The sequence below is a fragment of the Leucobacter faecis genome (assembly GCF_054456695.2).
This window is the reverse complement of record NZ_JBTJER020000008.1, coordinates 151,697-172,030: the sequence shown is the minus strand read 5'-3', so window position 1 is coordinate 172,030 and position 20,334 is coordinate 151,697. Positions and strand designations below refer to the sequence as shown.

At 66.1% G+C, this 20,334-nt stretch carries 16 protein-coding genes; 9 read left to right on the top strand and 7 right to left on the bottom strand.

Features of this window, described 5'->3' with window-relative positions; all coding sequences use genetic code 11:
• Window positions 1-576 carry a MarR family winged helix-turn-helix transcriptional regulator gene (locus ACXR2W_RS10470; protein WP_458816705.1) on the bottom strand — a complete coding sequence of 192 codons (576 nt, stop codon included), beginning with the start codon at window positions 574-576 and terminating at the stop codon, window positions 1-3.
• Window positions 573-2,312 (bottom strand): DHA2 family efflux MFS transporter permease subunit, encoded by a 1,740-nt coding sequence (locus ACXR2W_RS10465; RefSeq protein WP_458816703.1) that lies wholly within the window; start codon window positions 2,310-2,312, stop codon window positions 573-575. Before ACXR2W_RS10465 ends, ACXR2W_RS10470 begins: the two co-directional genes overlap by 4 nt.
• A gap of 231 nt (window positions 2,313-2,543) precedes the next feature.
• Between ACXR2W_RS10465 and ACXR2W_RS10460 the strand changes: the two genes are divergently transcribed.
• A complete protein-coding gene (locus tag ACXR2W_RS10460; protein WP_458816701.1) occupies window positions 2,544-3,257 on the top strand; it encodes an MgtC/SapB family protein in 714 nt (237 codons plus the stop codon).
• Window positions 3,258-3,262: 5 nt separating this feature from the next.
• Here ACXR2W_RS10460 and ACXR2W_RS10455 read toward each other — a convergent pair whose 3' ends face one another.
• Complete coding sequence (locus ACXR2W_RS10455; RefSeq protein ID WP_458816699.1) at window positions 3,263-4,531, bottom strand: ROK family protein; 1,269 nt, start codon at window positions 4,529-4,531, stop codon at window positions 3,263-3,265.
• Between the two features lie 152 nt (window positions 4,532-4,683).
• Between ACXR2W_RS10455 and ACXR2W_RS10450 the strand changes: the two genes are divergently transcribed.
• The 7 genes from ACXR2W_RS10450 to ACXR2W_RS10420 are packed head-to-tail and all read left to right on the top strand — an operon-like array spanning window position 4,684 to window position 13,384.
• Complete coding sequence (locus tag ACXR2W_RS10450; protein ID WP_458816698.1) at window positions 4,684-5,652, top strand: MBL fold metallo-hydrolase; 969 nt, start codon at window positions 4,684-4,686, stop codon at window positions 5,650-5,652.
• 56 nt (window positions 5,653-5,708) lie between these two features.
• Window positions 5,709-7,280: an ABC transporter substrate-binding protein gene (locus ACXR2W_RS10445; RefSeq protein ID WP_458816696.1), complete on the top strand. Its 1,572-nt coding sequence runs from the start codon at window positions 5,709-5,711 to the stop codon at window positions 7,278-7,280.
• Window positions 7,281-7,314: 34 nt separating this feature from the next.
• Window positions 7,315-8,640 (top strand): M20 metallopeptidase family protein, encoded by a 1,326-nt coding sequence (locus tag ACXR2W_RS10440; protein WP_458816694.1) that lies wholly within the window; start codon window positions 7,315-7,317, stop codon window positions 8,638-8,640.
• Window positions 8,633-9,649, top strand: a complete 1,017-nt coding sequence (locus ACXR2W_RS10435; protein WP_458816692.1) for an ABC transporter permease — start codon at window positions 8,633-8,635, stop codon at window positions 9,647-9,649. Before ACXR2W_RS10440 ends, ACXR2W_RS10435 begins: the two co-directional genes overlap by 8 nt.
• Window positions 9,642-11,393 (top strand): dipeptide/oligopeptide/nickel ABC transporter permease/ATP-binding protein, encoded by a 1,752-nt coding sequence (locus ACXR2W_RS10430; protein ID WP_458816690.1) that lies wholly within the window; start codon window positions 9,642-9,644, stop codon window positions 11,391-11,393. The genes ACXR2W_RS10435 and ACXR2W_RS10430 overlap by 8 nt, the downstream gene beginning before the upstream one ends.
• Entirely contained in the window at window positions 11,390-12,205 is an 816-nt protein-coding gene (locus ACXR2W_RS10425) for an ABC transporter ATP-binding protein (RefSeq protein WP_458816688.1), read from the top strand. The genes ACXR2W_RS10430 and ACXR2W_RS10425 overlap by 4 nt, the downstream gene beginning before the upstream one ends.
• A 30-nt stretch (window positions 12,206-12,235) precedes the next feature.
• Window positions 12,236-13,384, top strand: coding sequence for a 5-(carboxyamino)imidazole ribonucleotide synthase (locus ACXR2W_RS10420; RefSeq protein ID WP_458816686.1), 1,149 nt, complete (start codon window positions 12,236-12,238; stop codon window positions 13,382-13,384).
• 191 nt (window positions 13,385-13,575) lie between these two features.
• On the opposite strand, the gene ACXR2W_RS10415 is transcribed toward ACXR2W_RS10420, so the two are convergent.
• From ACXR2W_RS10415 to ACXR2W_RS10405, 3 genes are read right to left on the bottom strand one after another with little or no spacing between them, the layout of a single operon-like run.
• Entirely contained in the window at window positions 13,576-15,276 is a 1,701-nt protein-coding gene (locus tag ACXR2W_RS10415) for a DUF7937 domain-containing protein (protein ID WP_458816684.1), read from the bottom strand.
• A 49-nt stretch (window positions 15,277-15,325) separates the two neighbouring features.
• Window positions 15,326-16,912, bottom strand: a complete 1,587-nt coding sequence (locus ACXR2W_RS10410; RefSeq protein ID WP_458816682.1) for a variant leucine-rich repeat-containing protein — start codon at window positions 16,910-16,912, stop codon at window positions 15,326-15,328.
• A 16-nt stretch (window positions 16,913-16,928) separates the two neighbouring features.
• Window positions 16,929-17,852, bottom strand: a complete 924-nt coding sequence (locus ACXR2W_RS10405; protein ID WP_458816680.1) for an FHA domain-containing protein — start codon at window positions 17,850-17,852, stop codon at window positions 16,929-16,931.
• Between the two features lie 578 nt (window positions 17,853-18,430).
• On the opposite strand from ACXR2W_RS10405, the gene purE reads away from it, so the two are divergent.
• Complete coding sequence (gene purE / locus ACXR2W_RS10400) at window positions 18,431-18,943, top strand: 5-(carboxyamino)imidazole ribonucleotide mutase (RefSeq protein ID WP_458816678.1); 513 nt, start codon at window positions 18,431-18,433, stop codon at window positions 18,941-18,943.
• Between the two features lie 173 nt (window positions 18,944-19,116).
• Here the strand turns inward: purE and ACXR2W_RS10395 are convergent, their stop codons facing one another.
• The gene (locus tag ACXR2W_RS10395) at window positions 19,117-20,226 is read right to left on the bottom strand and encodes a glycosyltransferase (RefSeq protein ID WP_458816676.1); all 1,110 of its coding nucleotides are present in this window, start codon (window positions 20,224-20,226) and stop codon (window positions 19,117-19,119) included.
• Between the last annotated feature and the right edge of the window lie 108 nt (window positions 20,227-20,334).

Genomic DNA, 20,334 nt, shown 5'->3' with positions numbered 1-20,334 from the left:
CTAGCGCGCCGCAGACGCATCCTCCGCAGGCGCAGTCTCCGCCGCTGGCTCAGGTGAAGCCTCGGCGCCCCCGCCGTGCCCTCGGGCACAGCGCACGGCGGGGCCGTCGGCGTGCTCGGGGGAGTACGAGTTGAAGCGGTGCAGGCTTTCGCCCAGCTCCATGAGCGCCGCGTCGTCCCACTGTGCAAACCGCAGGTGGTAGTCGTGGGCAGCGCGGGCGCGCAGCTTTTCGATCGTCTCGCGGGCCTTGTCGGTCGCCGTGATGAGCGTGACGCGACGGTCTTCTGCCGCAGGCTCAGACGCAACGAGGCCCAGGTCGCGCAGCTTCGAGATTTGACGGCTGACCATGGCTTTATCGATATCGAGCAGCTGGCTTAAGCCCGTCACAGTGACGGGGCCCTTGCGCAGCACCACCTGCAACACCATGATGCCCGAGCCGCGCAGGTCGGGGTGCGTCTCCTCGGCGAAGCGCGCCCAGCGCGTGCGCACGAACGCAAACACCTCAGAAAACTCGGCGATGATCTGCGAAATCTGCTCACTGCGCTCGGGGGTGAGGTCGTGAGTGCTGTCGGTCATCGCCCGCTCACCGCCGCGAGCTGCCCGGTCTCGGGATCGTGCGGGCCCGTGTTCGAACGAGGCGCGGCGTGACTGGGCACGGCGTGATCCGGATCACCGGCAGCGCCCGTGCCCACAGCGCCCGTGCCCACAGCAGCAGCGTCGGCAGTAACAGTGCCGGCAGAGTCAGCCTCGGCCGCGGCGCGCAGCTCAGCGAGCTTTTGCGCGTTGCTCTTGGTGCTCAGCGGAATGTTCGGCAGGAACGCGATCGCGAGGATCGCGAGAATCGCGACGGGGGAGGCGGCGAGAAACACGTTGCCGATGCCGTGGCCGTAGGCGGTTTCCATGATGATGCGAATGGGCTCGGGCAGTTCAGACAGCTTGGGGATCGCGCTTGTCGCAAGGTCGCCCGCGCCCGCGAGCAGCTTGGGATCGAGCGTCTTCATGCCGTCCTTGATGTAGGTGACAACGAGGTTGCCCAAGAGCGCGCCCATGGCGCTCATGCCGGCTGTGCCGCCGATCGTACGAAAGAAGGTGACGGCCGAGGTTGAAGCACCCATCTGGGTGGGGTCGACCGTGTTCTGTACGACGAGCACGAGGTTTTGCATGCACAGGCCCACGCCCACGCCCAGCACAAACATCGAGACGCCCACGTACCAGAAGTTGGTGTCGAACCGCAGCTGACCCATCATTAGTAGGCCAGCCAGAAGAATGAAGGAGCCCGCGACCATGTAGCGCTTCCACTTGCCGGTGCGCGTGATGATCTGACCGACGAGGGTCGAAGCGATGAGCACGCCCGCCATCATGGGAATGGTCAAAAGGCCCGACTCGGTGGGTGTCTTGCCGCGCGCGAGCTGCATGTACTGGCCGAGAAACACCGAGGTGCCAAACATGGCGAGGCCCACCGCGAGCGACGCGATCACCGCGAGGGTGAAGGTGCGGCTCTTGAACAGCGAGAGTGGAATCAGCGGCTCGCTGGTCTTGAGCTCGACAAGCACCGCGGCCACGAGCAGCAGCACGCCGCCGCCCACCATGGCGAGGGTCTCCCACGACCACCAGTCGAAGTTGGTGCCGCCGAGGGTCACCCAGATCAGCAGACTCGAGAAGCCCGCCGAGATGAGGATGGCGCCCCAGTAGTCGATTTTGATCTTGCGCTTGACGGTGTGCAGGTGCAGCGTGCGCTGCAGCACGATGATCGCGGCGAGGGCGATGGGGACTGCGACGTAGAAGTTCCAGCGCCAGCCGATCGCGTCGGTGATCCAACCACCCAAGAGCGGCCCGCCCACGGTCGAAACGGCCATGATCGCGCCCATGATGCCCATGTACTTACCGCGCTCGCGCGGGCTAATGATCTCGGCGAGCACAATCTGGCCGAGGGCGCCTAGGCCACCGGCGCCGAGGCCCTGCAGCACACGAAATCCAATGAGCCAGCCCGGATCGCCGGCCGTGCCCGCGAGGGCCGAGCCCACGGTGAAGAGCACGAGCGAGATCTGCAGCAGCGCTTTCTTGCTGGTGAGGTCTGCGAGTTTGCCCCAGATGGGGGTCGAAACGGCCGACGCGAGCATGGTCGCGGTGACGACCCAGGTGAAGGCAGCCTGGTCGCCGCCCAGGTCGGCGAGGATCACGGGCATCGAGGTGCCGACGACGGTCATCGACAGCATCGAGACGGCCATAGACAGGAAGAGCCCTGTGAGGGCGAGGTTTTTCGCGCGGCCCTCGAGGAGGCCGTCGGCGGGAAGGGTGGTGGTGCGACTCATGTGCGGCGCGGAGTCCTTACTGCAAAGTAGACAGAAATATCGTTGATGAAAGTCAACTGTATTGCGATCGTTGATCTTTGTCAACTAAGTGCGGCGGTGTGCTGCCTCGTCATCCTGCGGCGACGGCTTGCCCTGCCCCGTCATCCTGCGGCGACGGCTTGCCCTGCCCCGTCATCCTGCGGCGACGAAGTCGATCGCAGGATCCACTCGCCCCTCGTTAGGATGTGAAACATGCAGTGGTGGATGTCGACGTCGGGGTTGCAGCTCGAATTGCTGGCCCTCTCGTTTGTGCTGTGTGCACTCATTGGCATCGAGCGGCAGTACCGACAGAAAGCGGCGGGGTTTCGCACGCACGTGCTCGTGGGCACGGGGTCTACCGCGTTCACCCTGGTCTCGGCGTTTGGGTTTGGGCCGGTGCTCGGCACCGACGTCACGCTCGATCCGTCGCGCATCGCCGCACAGATCGTTACGGGCATCGGCTTCTTGGGTGCGGGAGTGATCTTTACGCGGCGTAACGTGGTGCGCGGGCTCACGACCGCCGCCACGATCTGGGTGGCGGCGGCGGTGGGTATGGCGGCGGGCGCCGGTATGGTGTCGCTCGCGATTGGGCTCACGGGGGTGCACCTGCTCACCCTGCTCGTCGTGGGCCCGCTCGCGGGGCTCTTGCCCAACCGTGATTCGAACCGTGTGGTGCGCATCGTCTACGTTGACGGCGCGGGCGTGCTGCGTGACGTGTTATCTGAGGCGACAGCGACGGGCTTCGCCACGTTTATTCTTGCCAACCGTAGGCGCGAGGGCACCGACCTTGTTGAACTTGAGGTGCGGTTTAAGGGGCGGTCGCCGCTCAACAAGCTGCTGCCGTCGCTGCACGACATCGCGGGGGTGAAATCGATCGAGGTGCGCCGCGACAGCGACGACGATGATGAGGACGAGGCGGGGCCGTAGCGGCGCTACCCGCTCGCGAGCGCTGGTCTGGTGGCGACGGCGCGCAGTGCTGCAATCTGCAAGCCCTCTTGTACGCGTGATGCGTGCCCGTCTGCGAGCTCATACTTGAGCATCTTGATCGGTGGCACCGACACGAGTGAGTCGAGGCGACCCGTCATGCTCGCAAAAACCGGCTCGCCGAGTAGGGCGAGGTAACCATCGAGTATGACGCGGCCGGGGTTGATGACGGCGGTGATCGCTTCGACACCAATTGAAAGCCAGTGGCCAGCCTCTTTGAGTACTTCGAGTGTTTGTTTGTCGCGTCGATCGCGTGCGGTGATGAGATCTGCGAGCATGTCGGGCCCTCGGCGTGACAGCTCAGAAGCGGGCACCGACCCGCCAAACAGGCGTTGGTGCAGCCGAGCCAGGCCGATCTTGGTTTCCAGGCAGCCGGTTCGCCCGCACCAGCACAGCTCGCCCTGCGGGTCGACGACGAGCTGACCAAACTCGCCCGCGAGCCCGGCCGTGCCGCGAAAAACAGAGTGGTCGTAGACGCCGCCACTCAGAGCGTAGCGGCCCCCAAAATACGCGACGGGATGCTGGGTGGGCCCTGTCGCCCAGTCGGAATGCTCGTGCAGTTGTGCGAGCATCGAATAGTTGGTGTCACGGTCGGCGCTGAGCGCCGCCTCGGGGTGTATGCCGGGCCCCGCGGTAGCGGCGTACGAGCGCAGGGCGGCGCCAACTTCGAGGTCGTGCCAGCTGTTCATCGTGGCGCGTGTCACGCGCCCCGTCTCGTGGTTTACTGCGCCGGGAATGGCGAGTTCGATTGCAATGACCTGTCGGCCTCCTGCGGCGGCATAGTCTGCGGCCCAAGAGACGATGTGCGCAAGCTGCGCGAGGTAGTGCTCGGGCGCGCATTCTGGGTCGATGGCAAAGCGGCGCTCGGCGGCGAGCTCGAGGTCGAGAAAACTGATCGTGGCCCACACCTCGTGTCGGTCGAGCACGAGCCCCATGAGTAGCCACCGCTCTTGTGACAGCGCGAGCGGCTTGGTGGGTCTGCCGCGTTGGGCGAGCTGCACTGGCTCCATCTCAATCACCAGTTGGCGTGCCTGCAGTTCTTCGGCGAGCTTGGTGAGGCTTGAGGCACGCAGCCCGGTGTGGTGCTCGATCGCCTCGCGGGTGCTGACTGGTTGCGCCACGAGCGCGTCGAGTACCTGGGCGAGGTTGTGTTCGCGCAGGTCGGTGAGCGAGCGGCCGAGCGGTCTGGCGCTCGTGGGGGGAGTGCTTCGCGTCATCGTGTTGTTTCCTTGCGCTCTGGGGTGAAATTCTGCGTTGTGATCAGGCTACTTTATATATGTTACCCATTTATTACGAAGTGTGTAGTATATTGATCCACGTCGGGCGCAGGTCAGTCCCGGCGACACGAACTGATGACGAGGAGGTCACAGTGACAACGAACTTTGGTGCGGCTCAGGGGGAGCCTACGCAGGGCATTCGCATTGTCACGCTCGGCACCGCGGGCGGGCCACAGTGGTGGCGGCAGACGGCGCCGGGCGAGATTCGCGCTGGCATCAGCACTGCCATAGTCGTGGGCGACGACGTCTACCTCGTCGATGCCGGGTACGGGGCCGCCGTGCAGCTGGCACGGGCGGGATACAGCCTGGGCCAGGTGCGCGCGGTGTTCGTCACCCATCTGCACTCGGACCACACGGTCGACCTGCCAGCGATCATGCTGTTTAGCCTCTATGAGGCGGCCGCCTCGCCGCACCTGCCCATTCCCGTGATTGGCCCGGCGCCGCATCCTGGCATGGCCGACAAGGGCGGCCTGCCGCGTGGCGGCACCGCGGGGCTCATGCGCGGCATCGAAGCGGCCTTCGCCGACGACCTCTTTGACCGCATGGAGTACGGGCTGCGCCAGGGGCTCGACGCGGTCTGGCAAGCACGCGAAATCGCGCCCGCCGCTCACGAGGTCTACCGCGACGAGCACGTCGCGGTGACCGCTGCGAGCGTCGATCACGGCAGCATGCAGCCCGCCTACGCGTTTCGCTTTGATACCAGCGCCGGATCAGTCACCATCTCAGGAGACACGGCACCGTGCAAGGCGCTCACTGACCTCGCTCGTGGTACTGACCTTCTGCTGCACGAGGCGATCGACGATGAGTGGCTCACCGCGGCATACCCGCCTGACGCCGAGGCGACTGACGTGCAGCGCGCTTCGCTGGCACACCACCGTGAATCGCACACCACCACGGCTGACGCGTGCCGCATGGCCGACGAAGCCGGGGCGGCCCGACTGGTTCTGCACCACCTGGTGCCGGGCAACACACCCGCAGAGGTCTGGCGCCAACAAGCGACCAGGCACAGCGGCAGCGTAGAGGTCGCAGCCGACCTGGGCGTCTACCACGTGCCCGGCTAACGGGCCCCATTCTCACAACGTTACTCACCACCTCACTGATACTTAAGGACACTCTCATGGCTCACTCCACTCGCACAGTCGGGCGCAACGTCGCGTCTGTCGGCGCTGCCGGCTTAGCTTTCGCACTCGCCCTCACGGGCTGCACCACCTCGGGCGGCAGCTCGGGCGGCGACGCCTCACAGATTCGCTCGGTCTTCGCCGCCGACCCGCACAGCTTTTTGCCGTGGGAGGCCAGCGCAGTAGACGATTACCTGGCCGCCAGCCTCATGTATCAGCCACTCGTCTTCAAAGACGACGGCAACGAGTTCATTCCCGGCCTCGCGACCGAGTGGGACGTGACGCCAGAACAAGCAACCTTCACTATTCGCGAGGGCGCGGTGTGCGGCGACGGCACAGAGATCACTCCGACGATCGTTGCTGATTCACTCAACCAGTTCGCTGAGCACTCGGCCACGTTTGCTTCGACAACGTTTGGGGCGGGCACTCCGACCATCACCGCCGATGACGCGGCGCACACCGTCACCGTCGACCTCGCGCAGCCCTGGACTGACGTGCTCTCGGGCCTCGCGCTGCCCGCATCGGGCATCGTGTGCCCCGCAGGCCTCGCCGACACCGACGGCACCGCCGCGGGCACCGTTGACGCCGCGGTTACCGGGCCCTATACGCTCGCCAAGAAGCAGGCTGGCGTGCAGTACGAGTTCGCGTTGCGCGATGACTATGACATGTGGCCCGCGTACAAGAAACCGCTCGAGGGTACGCCCGCGCAAGAGCTGCTGTTCTCGGTCAACTCAGAGGGCAGCGGTATCACCAACGAGCTACTCACCGGCACAATGGACGTGGCGATTGTGCGCGGCAAAGACATGATGCGGCTTGAAGAGGCAAAGAACGTCAACACCGAGCGCATTCCCGCCGCAAACTTGTTCTTGCTGTTCAACGAGCGCGAGGGCCACCCCTTTGCAGACGAAGCGAAGCGTCGAGCGGTGGCGCAGGCGATGAATCGCGAGGCGTTCAACCAGGCGACGAACGGTGGACTGGGGGAGCTCGCAGCATCGTTCGCGCTGCCCGCTGTGCCCTGCTACAACCAAGATGATGCGCTGCTGATCCCAGAAGACCAGGCGGCAGCGGCCACCGCCCTCGACGGTGTGAAGGTGCGCGTGCTCGGCTCACAGGCTTTTGGGCCGAACGGTGCCGCCAACACCTACGTGGCAGAAGCTCTGCGCGCGGCGGGCGCAGACGTGAGCCTCGAAAACGTTGACAACGCCACCTGGGCGGCCAACGGCATGCAGAAGCCCGAGAGCTGGGACCTGATCGTGTTCGCGAACGTGAACGCGGCCGCCACCATGTGGGGCGTGATGTCTCTGTTCGTGGGCGCCCCGACCGAGGACGGTGGTGCGAACTGGACGGGCAACGCCGACGACGCTCGCCAGGCACTCGTGAACGAGGCGATGCAGGAGGCTGACCCCGAGAAGCGCTGCGCAATCTACGCCGACGCCCAGAAGGGGCTCATTGAAGAGGCCAGGGTAGTGCCGCTGAGCACCATGGCCTCCATGGTGGGCACACGCGAGGGCTTCACGATGCGCTCGCCCAACAAGTCGCGCGCAGACATGACCATGCGCGTCACGAACTAGCGGCGCCTCGCGCCAGAACATGCAACGGAGCATCATGACACACGACACTGCACACGACACTGCACTCGAGACCGCACCCGACACGCCCCTCGAGATTGCGCAGCTCACCGCACGCCTTGCCCGGCACTGCGCCGAACTCCAGCCCGGGCTTGCCCGACTGCGGCGCAGCCTGCACCAGATCCCCGAGATCGGGCTCGAGCTGCCCAAGACCCAGCAGCTGCTGCTCGACGAGCTCGCCGCTATGCCCGAGCTCGAGGTGAGCGTAGGCGAGCAGCTGTCATCCATCATCGTGGTGCTGCGCGGAGGCAACGCCGAACGCGCAGACGGCACCCGGCCCGCGGTGCTGCTGCGCGGGGACATGGACGCCCTGCCCGTGCACGAAGACACGGGCGAATCGTTTAGCTCGCGCATCGACGGTGCCATGCACGCCTGCGGGCACGACCTGCACATGGCCGCCCTGTTCGGAGCGGTGCAGTCGCTCTACCAAGAACGGGCCGCGCTGCGCAGCGACGTCGTGTTCATGTTTCAGCCCGGCGAAGAAGGCTTAGGCGGCGCGAAACTGATGATCGAAGAGGGCGTGCTCGACGCCGCCGGGCCTCGCGTGAGTGCGGCCTACGGCCTGCACGTGTTCTCGGCCAACATGGATCAGGGTGTGTTCTACCTGCGCCCCGGCACTCTCATGGCGAGCGCCAACACGGTCGACATCGAGTTTCGTGGCGCGGGTGGCCACGGATCCACCCCGCACAGCGCGAAGGATCCGATTCCCGCCGCCTGCGAGAGCGTCCTCGCGCTGCAAACTCTCGTGACCCGCGAGTTCGACATCTTCGACCCCGTGGTCATAAACGTCGGCGTGGTTGATGCGGGCACCGCTCCCAACGTGATCCCAGAACGCGCGAACTGCGGCGTCTCGGTGCGCAGCTACTCGCCTGCGGCGCGTGAGCGCGTGCTGCGCCGGATCGGCGAGGTTGCGCGCGGCATTGCTTCGGCGCACAACCTCGAGGTGAGCATTGTGGTCGACGAGGGGTACCCGGTCACGCGCAACAACGCGCACGAAACGGCGCGAGCCAAGCACGAGCTCACGGGCCTTTTCGGGGCCGAACGGGTCACCCAGATGCGCGACCCGCTGCCCGGCTCAGAAGACTTCTCGTTTGTGCTCGACGAAGTGCCCGGGTCCTTCCTGTTGCTCGGCACGGGCGCCCCCGGGTCGATCCCTCACGAGTCGCCGCTCAACCACTCACCGCACGCCGTGTTCGATGACTCCTACCTGGGCGACGCGGCCACGGCGCTCGCCGCGCTCGCCGCAACGTTTGACGCGGGTGTCGGGGCCGAACCAGATGCGAGGAGCCTGGATCATGTCTGAGCCCACCGCGGTCATCATGACCCAGGAGCGGGTGAAGCCGCAGCGCTCACGTGGTCGCAACCCCTGGGTATCGTTCACGCTGAGCCGGCTTGGGGGGCTGCTGCTCTCGTTCGTGGTGCTGCTGTTTGTCACGTTCCTCATCGTGCCGCTGCTCCCCGGTGATCCGGCCGTAAATATTGCGGGCGAGGGCGCGACGCCCGCGCAGATCGAACAGATTCGCAACGAACTGGGGCTCAACGAATCGTTCCTCACCCAGCTGCTGGCGTATGTGGGTGGGGTGCTGCGGTTCGACCTGGGCACCTCGTTTACGACGGGGGAGCCGGTCACCGCGATCATTGCGGCGCGGTTCCCGTTCACAGCCGAGATTGCCATTGTCGCGCTCGTGGGCATTCTCGTGATCGCGATTCCGCTCGGGCTGAGCGTGGCGGTTGCCACGCGGGGTGGCCGCAAGCACTGGCTCGACGTCGGCTTTAACGCCGTCACCGGTTTCTTCTACTCGATTCCACAGTACGTGATGGGCACCCTGCTCATCGCGGTGTTTGCGATCGGTCTCGGGGTGCTGCCGGCGGCGGGCGCCGCCACACTGAGTGCTCTCGTGCTACCGATCGTCGCACTCATGATCCAGCCCATCTGTACGATCGGCCGCGTCGTGCGCCGCGAGGCGGCGGTCGTGCTCGACCAAGATTTCATTCGCACGGCGCGCGGCTGGCGACTCACCAAGCTGCGCACGAACCTGCGGTACGTGCTGCCCAACGTCGTGACGACGACGCTGACGCTCTCGGGTCTTATCCTTGCGGCGCAGCTGGGCGGTGCCATCGTCATTGAGAACGTGTTCAGCTGGCCGGGCCTGGGCCAGGGCATCGTGACCGCGATCTTGACGCGCGACTACCCGACGATTCGCGGCATCATTCTCACCCTGGGGCTGCTCGCCACGCTCATCATCATCGTTGTCGATCTGGTGCTCGCCATGATCGACCCCCGCAACCTGGGAGGCGATTTCAATGCGTAAGTCTGCTTCACCCGCAAAACCCACTTCACCCGCAAAACTCACGGCGGTAGCCAAGTCTCGCGGCGCAAACATTGCGCTCTGGGCGGGCGGCGTGCTCTTCGGGCTGCTGCTGCTCGCCGCCGTGTTTGCGCCCATGTTCTTGTGGGCTGACGCGACGCAGCTGACACCCAACGCGACGCTGCCGCCGTCTGCCGAACACCTGCTCGGCACCGACGACTTTGGTCGCGATAACCTGGCCCGCGCGCTCGTCGCGTCACGGCTCACCCTCATCATGACCCTCGGCGCGACGCTCGTGAGCATTGGCGGCGGTGTGATCGTGGGCGTGGGCGTGTGGCTCATGCCGCGCAGGCCCCGCGAGGCGTGCCTGCGTGTCATCGATACGGCGGCGGCCTACCCGTCGCTCATCTTCGCACTCGTGGTCGCTGCGATTCTCACCGCGAGCGCGACCTCGGCGGTCTTCGCGATCGGTCTCGCCGGGATCCCCGCCTTTGCGCGGCTCATGTCAAACCTCGCCGCCGGCATCTCGGCCCGCGAGTATGTGACTACGGCACGGCTGCTTGGTGTGAGCCCGCTGCGTATTGCGGCCCGCCACATTCTGCCGAACATGGCGGAACCCCTGCTGATCCTGTCTGCGACCGTGTTTGCGCTGTCGCTCATCGACATCTCGGCGCTGTCGTTTGTGGGGCTCGGCGTGCAAGCACCGCAGTTCGACTTCGGTAGCCTGCTCAATGATTCGCTCGACGCGATGTACGTGCAGCCGATTCAGGCCGTGGGCCCGTCGCTGCTGATCGTCGTCTCGGGCCTCGCCGCGATGCTCGTGGGCGATGCGCTCGCGGGGCGGGCGAACCCGCGCGGCCAGGTGCGCCCGGCGTCGGCGCCCGTCGCAACCGGGTCTGTCACGACCAGCGCAGACGGTGCAGCAGGTGCAGACGGCGCGCTCGTGTGCGTCGACGATCTGCGCGTGCGCACGACCGACGGCAAGGAGCTGGTCAAGGGGGTGTCGTTCGAAATCGCACCGGGCCAGGTCGTCGCGCTTGTGGGCGAATCCGGATCAGGGAAGTCACTCACGGCCATGTCAATCGCAGGGTTGCAGGCCGAAGGGCTCGAAATGCGCGCCAACGAATTGTCGTTTGCGGGCATGAACATGCTCGGCAAGCAAAACCGTAGGCGTCTCGCCCGCGAGATGTCGATCATCTACCAAGATCCGGGCAGCACGTTTAACCCGGCGATGCGCATGGGCACGCAGCTCACCGAGGTGCTGCGATCGCACTACGGAATGCCGCGCGGTCGCGCGGGCGAGATGATCCGGCGCGCGCTTGGAGGCGTTGGCATCAGCGAGCCAGAGCGGCGCATGAAGCAGCGACCGCACGAATTTTCGGGCGGCATGCGGCAGCGTGCGATGATCGCGGCCGCGATGAGCACGAACGCGAAGCTGCTCGTCGCAGACGAGCCAACGACAGCCCTTGACGTGACGGTGCAGTTGCAGGTGCTGCGCCAGATTCGCCGCGCGCACCACGACGAGCACATGGCGATGCTGTTTATTAGCCACGACCTCGGGGTAGTTGAAGCGGTGAGCGACGTCGTGCTGGTGATGCAGCAGGGCGAGATTATTGAGCGGCTCACCGCCGATCAGCTGCGCCGCGGCGACGTCACGCACCCCTACACCCGCAAGCTCCTTGCGGCCGTGCCCAAGCTCAGCGACGAGACGGTGGCCGCGATGCACCAACGAATGGATCAGTCATGAATGCAACCAGCAGCCGGCATGCCGAAGTTCGGGAAGCACCCGCCTTCGCGGCCCACAACATCGACATCAGTTTTGGTCACGTGCGCGTCATCGAGGGGCTCAGCCTCGAGATCGAGCGGGGCCGGGTGGTGGGCCTCGTAGGAGAGTCGGGTTCGGGTAAGTCGACGCTCGGCAAGGCCGTCGTGGGCATTAACCGGGTACAGCACGGCAGCATCGAAGTGTTTGGGCACGACATTCGTCGGGTCTCACGCCGCACCAGACGAGAGCTTGCGCGGGTGGTGCAGTACATTCCGCAAGACCCATACTCGTCGCTGAGCCCGCGCCGCACCATTATGCAGACGCTTGCTGAGGCACTCGATCCGGGCAGCGCGCGGGCCCGCGGCGAGCACGAGCGCATCGTCGAAACGCTGTATGCGGTGGGGCTCGACGAGACGGTGCTGCCCAAGTACCCGCACCAGTTCTCGGGCGGGCAGCGGCAGCGCATTGCGATCGCGCGGGCCCTGCTGTTGAAACCGCAGCTGATCATCGCCGACGAGATTACGAGCGCGCTTGACGTTTCGGTGCAGAGCGAGATCATCGAAATGCTGCACGAACTCAAACGCAGCATGGACCTCACGATGATCTTCATCAGCCACAGCCTCGCGGTCGTTGAAGGGCTCTGCGACGACGTAGTCGTGATGCAACGGGGCGCGATCGTAGAGTCTGGCCCCATCGAGCAGGTGTTTCGTGATCCGCGCGAGGAGTACACCAGGCAGCTGCTCGCCTCGGTGCCGGGGGCGCCCGGGTTTACCCTCGACGCGGTGGCGGCGTAGCACGCGCGAAACTACGGCAGAATAGAACCCATGAGTCTGAACAGTGGCAGCATTCGGGTTGGCGTGATCGGTGGCGGGCAGCTTGCGCGCATGATGGTGCCGCCGGCGATTCACCTGGGGCTGCGCATCAGCGTGCTCGCCGAAACCGAGGGGTCGAGCGCCGAGCGCGCCGCAGACATGGTGGGCGACTACCGCGACCCCGAGACGGTGTACGCGTTCGCCGAGACTGTCGACGTGATCACCTTCGATCACGAGCACGTGCCGCAAGAGATTCTGGTCGAGCTTGAGGCGCGCGGCAAGCAGGTGCACCCGCGCCCGGGCTCCCTGCAGTTCGCACAAGACAAGATCGTGATGCGCAAGAAGCTGCAAGAGCTCGGCGTACCGATTCCTGAGTGGGCGGCCGTTTCGAACGAGGCCGAGCTGCAACAGTTCATCGATGCCAACGGCGGCCGCGCGGTCGTGAAGACGGCCCGCGGTGGCTACGACGGTAAGGGTGTGCGCGTAGTGTCGAGCGCGGGTGAAGTGAGCGACTGGTTCACGGCGCTCGCTGAAGACGCGCACGGCGGCCACCTGCTCGTCGAAGAGCTTGTCGACTTTACCCGCGAGCTGTCGCAGCTGGTGGCACGCCGCCCGAGCGGGGAGACCCGCACCTGGGCCGTGGTCGAGACGATTCAGAAGGACGGCGTGTGCGCCGAGGTGATCGCCCCCGCGCCCGTGCAGAACCCCGCGACACTCGATGAGGCGGCCCGCATCGGCGCTGTCGTCGCACAGGGAGTCGAGGTCACCGGAGTGCTCGCCGTCGAAATGTTCGAGACCCGTGATGGGCGCGTGCTCGTGAACGAGCTGGCGATGCGCCCGCACAACTCGGGCCACTTCTCGATCGAGGGCTCGGTCACGAGCCAGTTTGAGCAGCACCTGCGCGCGGTCACCGACCTGCCGCTGGGTGACACGGCGCTCACCGCCCCCGCGACCGTGATGGTCAACGTGCTGGGCGGCCCCGTCGAAGGCCCCATGCCGGTGCGCTACCAGGCGGTGCTCGCCGCGCACCCGCGCGCCAAGGTGCACAGCTACGACAAGCTGCCGCGGCCGGGCCGCAAGGTCGGGCACGTCACCGTCACGGGCGACAACCTCGACGAGGTGTTGGCCGAGGCGAGGGCCGCCGCCGCCGCCTTCGCGTAAGCGCGCGGGCGAGGGGCGCGATCCGGAACACCGGATCGACCGCGCCGCAGATCGATTGCCCTGCAGATCGACCGCGCCGCAGATCGACCGCGCCGCACCCCGGCGGATCGACCTAGAAACACAAATCGACCGTCACGCACAGAATTTCCGAGGATTCTCTGTGCGTGACGGTCGATCGCTAGAGTGACGGTCTAGTAGCCGCGGGCCGCGAGCGCCTGCAACACGGCCGGGTCGCCGGTCTGCGCGAGCCACTGACGCAAGTCGGGGTAGAGCGCCGGGTTCTGCGCGAGATACACGCGCGCCTCGGGGCGCTGCGCAAGATCAAACTGCTGCTGCGGGGTGAGCGCGGGGTTCATAGCGTAGGCGGCAAGCTCCGGATCAGCGGGCGCGGCACCCGGCATGCCCGGCACGCCAGCGGCGGGCGGCGCAAACTGGGGCGTCACTGCCGGTTGGACTTGCTGCGGCTGGTTTGCGGCGTAGTACTCGCGCACAGGCTGCGGGGCGAACAACCCGTACAAGATGAAGGCCGCAGGAGCTGCGAACCCCACGAACGTTCGTGAAATTGAGAAACCGCCCGCCGCTGCGGCGCCGACGCCCGCCACCGCGGTCGCGATGATACCGAGTACGAGCAGGGCGCCGGCGAGGCTCGCGGCGAGCACTCGCGCGCCGGCAAAGTTAGCCACAAACTGTTGACGCAAAATGAGCGTGGTCACAATTGCGAGCAGAGTGCAGACGAGCAGCCCGACGCCGTAGCCCGTACCGAAGCCTTGGCTCTCGATGATAAAAAACACGTAGCCGATAGCGGCGACGCCCAGCGCGATGACCTGTGTCACGGGAGCGAACCGCATCGCCCCGTACCAGACGGCGATGGGCTGCTGCTGGCGCATGGCGTAGGGAAGTCCGGCGTGGCTGGCAACTCCAAGTAGGGCAGCGGTCAGCAGGGTCGCGTACCCAAATGACCCCCAGACCGACTCGAGCTGCCACTGTGACGCCAGCTGAGCGATCAAGGTGCCCACCACCATTGCGACACCAAACGCAAATGCGAGCAGCCGCGCAGTCTCGAATCGCCGAAGCATGAAGACGCAGAATGCAATCGGCGCGAGCGTAACCGGTAACTGTAGTAGCGAAGCGACGATCAGCATGCCCGCGGTCTGCGAAGACGAGATCGATACGGTGTTGATAAACGAGAGCACAACTCCGAGGAGAGTTGCGAGGCCCGCAAAAATGGTGAACCCGATGAGAAAGCCATAGCCGTGCTTCGCAGCTGTCGCCGAGAACGCCGGCGACAGTACTTCGTACCTGCGCGGCACGGCGGCGAGAATCGCACCGGTGAGACCGATGGCTGCTGCGGCCCCCAACCCCACACCGCCGACCAGCCAGCCATCGCTCAAACGCAGCGCGTCAAGAACTACGTACGTGAGTATGAGCAGAGCATATGGGATGTTCAAGAGCGCGCGAGTGAGCGCGGCACGAGGAGCGGTGAAGGTGGGCCCAAACGCACCAAACCGTGCGAGATAGCCGATCGACAGCGACAGCAGTGAGAGCAGGGTGATGAGTAGCACTTCAACCCGCGTAGCGGCGACGTTTAGGTAGTCGCCGCTAAATCCGCCGTCGAAGCTCAGAGACCACGGCAGCGCCAGCGACACAAGCAGCAGCACAGCTGCACCGCCGTCGCGCACCCAGTCGCCGATCGGTGTGTTCGCGAAGGCGTTGGGGGTGGGCTGCGGCTGCGGCGCATACCCGGGCGCGAACTGCTGGGGCGGGTAGCCCGGCGTTTGGCCATAACCAGGCGCCGGTGCCTGCCCCGAGAACGGTGCCTGCCCTGGAAACGGTGCCTGCCCCGAGAACGGTGCCTGCGGGGGAGGCTGGTGTCCCTGCCACGGATTGCTCATGATCTCTTCCTCGTGCTTGCTCTGGCCGGTTAATGCTTACTCATGGGGATTAGTAGCCAAGCTCTTCTTCGATGACGTCGGTGAGACGGCCATCTTCTGACAGCTGGGCAACGCGCTCAGTGACGATCGACAGCGCGTCGGCATAGGTGGCGAGCGGACTAACAAACCAGCCACCGCCCTCTTTCACCGCGATCACGGCGATCTCGTCGAACCCGAATTCGCTCGCGAGCGGAATGTCGCTGAGGCAGCCCGAGTCAACCGAGTCGCGTAGCTCCCACTCTTCGTAGTAGTAGCTGTCTGAATCGTCATAGGTCCATTCGCTTCTAAACTCGGCGCATTGACCCGTGATGGTGACGCCGTTAAACAGGTCGAAGCCGTGCTCGCGAGACTCCGCGCCAATGCTGAGTTCCTCGATGGTGAGCCTCGCGCGGTCGCCGCTCACCTTGGCGCTGAACTGCTGCTCGTAGACCTCGAGACCACTCTCAGAAGGGTTGAATGGGTCGCCAGGAAACTGCCCGTAGATCGAAATCAAGCGACGCTCGGCGAGCGGCATGTACGGGGCGATGCCGGAAAAGCCGTCACCGATGAAGGCGCTGACGAGCTCCTCGGCCGCCTGCTCGGGCGAGGCAGAAGGCTTGGCCTCAATGATCTTGTTGCCCAAGCGGTAATCGCTGTTGCCTGCGTCTAAGTAGAAATAGTCGGCGATAGTCATGAGCGGGCTCACGTACCAGCCGCCGGGCTCCTGCACGCTCACGACACTCACACCCTCGAAGAGGCCGCCATAGTCGCGGGCGTCTCGCCTGATCTCGGCAAAGTCGAGCGTGTAGGGCAGGTCGAGCTCGTCGGCAATCTCGTACTCCAGGTCGCGCATCGATGAGCTCGTAGCATCGGGATCGTAAGCCCGGGTCAGCTGCGCCACGATGCGCCCCACCTCGCGGCTGTCGCCGTCGAACGTGATGCTGCCGTCGCTAAAGATGACGCGTTCGACGCCCTCGGCGATGACCTCGTTGCGGGTCTCGATGCCGTCGGCGGTGATGGTGATGGCGTTGCGCAGCTCGGCAAGCGAATCGTTGACACTCGTGTCGGCGTCCTTGCTCGAGATGGCGGCGACGCGCTTAAACGGCTCTTCGAACGGAGCAAATTCACTCGGAGCGAGCGAACCGTACAGGGCGAGCAGGTCTTGGTTGGTAAGACCGTGCAGCAGCTTGGTCGCGGCCGCTTCGGGCGAAGACGATCCGCCGATTTTGCCCGCGATAAACCACCACGCACCGCCACCGATCGCGAGGATCAGCGCCAGAACGCTGGCCAGCACAATCAACAGCGTGCGCTTCGACCGCGGCTTGCCGGGGGAGCCCGGGCTGCCAGCACCGAACTGCTGCGCTGGCTGTGCGAACGGTTGGCCGGGGGCCTGGAACTGCTGCGTCGGCTGCGCGAACTGCTGGGTCGTGGCCTGCCCTGAGGGTTGACCGAGCGCCGCCGCGGGCGCCCCGTACTGCGCAAGCCAAGCCCGCAGCTCGGGGTAAGCGTTGGGGTGCGCGGCGATCTCGGCTGCGAGATCGGGCCGCTCACTCGCGATCTGGGCCAACCGCTCGGCAGTGGTGGCGGGCTGGGATAGCTCGACGCGGGGGTCAGTCATTAAAACTCCATCGAAATTAAGACGACGCGGGGCGTTCGAAGGTGATCGAGCGGCCGCCCAGGCTTAGCCCCTGGTCGGCGGTAAGCGCATACCGACTCAGCGCCTCGCAGGGCTGCATCTCATCGCTCGATCCCGCACCTGATGTTGAGGCCACCCCCGCGCCGGCGACGATCTCGGTGCCGTTGGTTGACTTCAGGTCGGTGATCCACAGCTGGTCGGCTTCGACTTCGATGAGCAGGTGGGTGCGTGAGAGCACGCGGTTCGGGTCCGACAGTGCAATGTACTGTGCGTCGTCGGGCCCGGAGCTGGGCTTGCGGCCGAGCACGTTTCGCGGTGCCAGCGGAAACTTCGTGCCGTCAATGTCGACCAGGTTCCAGTCGGTTGTTGAACGCGCGCGCGTCAGCACGACCGTCGCCTCGAACTCTTCGTCGGGGTCGCCGCTCTCGAAGTCGCTCAGGTCGACGGCACGTGAGGGGGCTACGGGCGGCTCCGGATCGGCCGCCTGCGGCGCCTCGGGCGTCACGACCGCGGCTGCCTGCGGTGCTGAAAAGATGGACGGCTGCACGACTGTGGCCTGCGCGTCTTCGGCGGGTGGCTGCCACGGATTGCCGAAGGAGCTCGTGCTGGGAACTGCACCGCCGGGTGCGGGCGGTGTTGGCGGTGCTGGGGGTGTGGGTGGTGCGGGCGGCACCGCTGGGAACCCCTGTGCTGGTGCTGCTGGCACGGGCGGTGCCGGAGGCGCAGGCGGTGCCGGCGGGAATCCCAGCGCGGGACCAGCGGGAGCAGCCTGGGCCGCCGGGGCCGCCGGGGCCGCCGGGGCCGCCGGGGCCGCCGGGGCCGCCGGAGCTGGCGGGAACCCCTGCATCGATGCCGGGGGAGCCGGCGGGGCGGGCGGGGCGGGCGGCACCGCTGGGAACCCCTGTGCTGGTGCTGCTGGCACGGGCGGTGCTGGAGGCGCAGGCGGTGCCGGCGGAAATCCCTGTGCCGGCGGAAATCCCTGTGCCGGCGGGAAGCCCTGTGCCGGTGCAGACGGAGCGGGCGGCGCAGGGGGAAAGCCCTGTGCGGGCGGGAATCCCTGTGCTGGCGGGAATCCCTGTGCTGGCGGGAATCCCTGTGCTGGCGGGAATCCCGGTGCGGGAGCTGGCGGCGCGGGTGGCGCAGCCGGGAACGGGGCGGGAGGCACTGATCCGGCACCGAATTGGGGGGCGCCCTGAGCCGGGGGCACCGGAGGTACTGGCGGCACCGGAGGGGCAGGGGGAGCGGGGGGCAGCGGCGGCCCGCCGGGAATCGGTGGCAGCGGAACACCCTGGTCACCGAATTGCTGAGCGCCTGAACGATCGAATGCGGGATTGTCCCAGGGAGCGGGCTGCCTGGGGGGTAGATTCGCCATACTGTGCTCCGATTCTGTCGGCTGTGTCGGTGCGCGCCAGCTGCGCCCGAAAGCTCTTAATACACTGAGCCTATTCTGGGTGACTCCTAAGCGGAAATTTCTTTCTTGCGTGGCGGTACGATTTAGGCATGAGTGAGACTGCTGCGCCCCTCGTTGGCGTGATCATGGGATCCGACTCCGACTACCGAGTCATGGCCGACGCTGTGGCGATGCTGCGCGAGTTTGGCGTCGCGCACGAGGTTGAAGTGGTGAGCGCCCACCGCACCCCCGACAAGATGGTCGACTACGCGCGCGGCGCGGCAGCCCGCGGGCTCAAAGTGATCATCGCTGGGGCGGGTGGCGCGGCGCACCTTCCCGGTATGGTCGCATCGATGACGACCCTGCCCGTGATCGGTGTACCGGTGCCGCTCGCGCTGCTTGATGGGATGGACTCGCTGCTGTCGATCGTGCAGATGCCCGGCGGGATTCCGGTAGCGACCGTGTCGATCGGTGGTGCGAAGAACGCGGGCATTCTCGCAGCACGCATTCTTGGCGCGAACGACCCGGTGCTCGCGGCAAAGCTCGCCGACTACGCGCAGGGCCTCACCGACATGGTTGCAGACAAGAACGACGCGCTTAAAGCTAAGGTCGCTGCCGAGTAACCGGAGGATCCAGTGTGGATCCTGCGACTCGCCCTGACGCTGTGGCGCCAGCGTGAAATACGCGAAAAAGCTTCGCTTCTTCGCCCGAGTATTTCACGCCCGCAGGATGACGTAGAAACTCGTCATTCTGCGGGAGCTTGCGACTCGCAGAATCCAGACACGGCGCACGTGAACTACAGGTTTGCGTGCGTCTCCCAGAGCTGCCACGCGGCCGACCCCCATGTGAAACCGCGGCTGCGGTCGATCGCCAGCACCGACAGTGTGTGCAGCAGCTCAACGTCGCGAAAGAGAGCGGCAAACTGCGCGGCAAACGCGGCCTGGTCGGTGGCTTCGATGGCGGCATCGAGCACGATCTCTGCGGTAGCCTCGTGGCCAGCGTGCAGCACGGGCAGCCCCGTCGCGAGCGCGGCAAGCAGGGTGTAGCCCGTGCCGGTGTACGCCTGCGGTTGCGCGAGCAACGCCGCACCGTCGAGCACCGCACCAATGTCGGCGAGCTCGCGCGCCCGCACCACGGTCACGCGGTGCTGCAGGTCGTCGGGCACCCGCACTGACGGTTCAGACGCGTCGCGTGTGCCGGGCAGCGGGTCGAGCCCCTCGAGCACCACGAGCGGCGGCAGCGAAGGGGTCACGCGCAGCGCCTCAAGCACCCACTCGAGCCGGCCCAGTTCGCCCGGCATAGCCGTGGTGAGCGAATACAGCGCGGGCAGCCCCAGAGCTGCGCGGCGCGCGGCGGCGTCGGCGCCGGGCAAGAACGCGGTGGGTGGGGCCAGCTGCATCACCTGCACGGGCAGGTCGTGGCCGTACTTGCTCTGCAGCGCGCGGGCAGTGGCGTGCGTGTTCGTGATGAGCACGTCGGCGAGCTTTACCGCGCGGCGCACATAGCTGCGGTAGAGGCGGGCTTGCGAGCCGCCCATGAGCGACGGCGCCTCCCACGCGATGGCGTGCGGAATCGTCACCGAAGACTGCGACCCGTCATCTTCGCCGCGGGTGCGCAGCGGCAAAAGCGGGGTGAGCGAGTGCACAAACTCGCCGTCGAGCGGGCGAGCGGTCGTGCCGCTTTGCCACAGGAGCGGCAGCATGCCCGCACGAATAGGCAAGTGCTCGGTCTGAATCTTGGCAGATGACACGTCGAGCTCGGGCGAACCCTTCGCGATCAGAAAGCGTGCACTGCAGCTGCGCGGCGCGGTCGCCCCGATCGCCTTGATGAGGTCGTGGGCAGCGGCGCGCTGCACCTGCAACTCCCAGTCAGGAAATGGTTCGGCAATGAGCGTGAGTGATGCCAACTGTCCCCTCCGCTTTCTCGCCACCGCACACGTGTAGCCGGTGCCTGTACCCAGTCTACGGAACCCGCGGCGGTGAAACCTCCCGATTAGCCCCGTGTGTTACGTGAA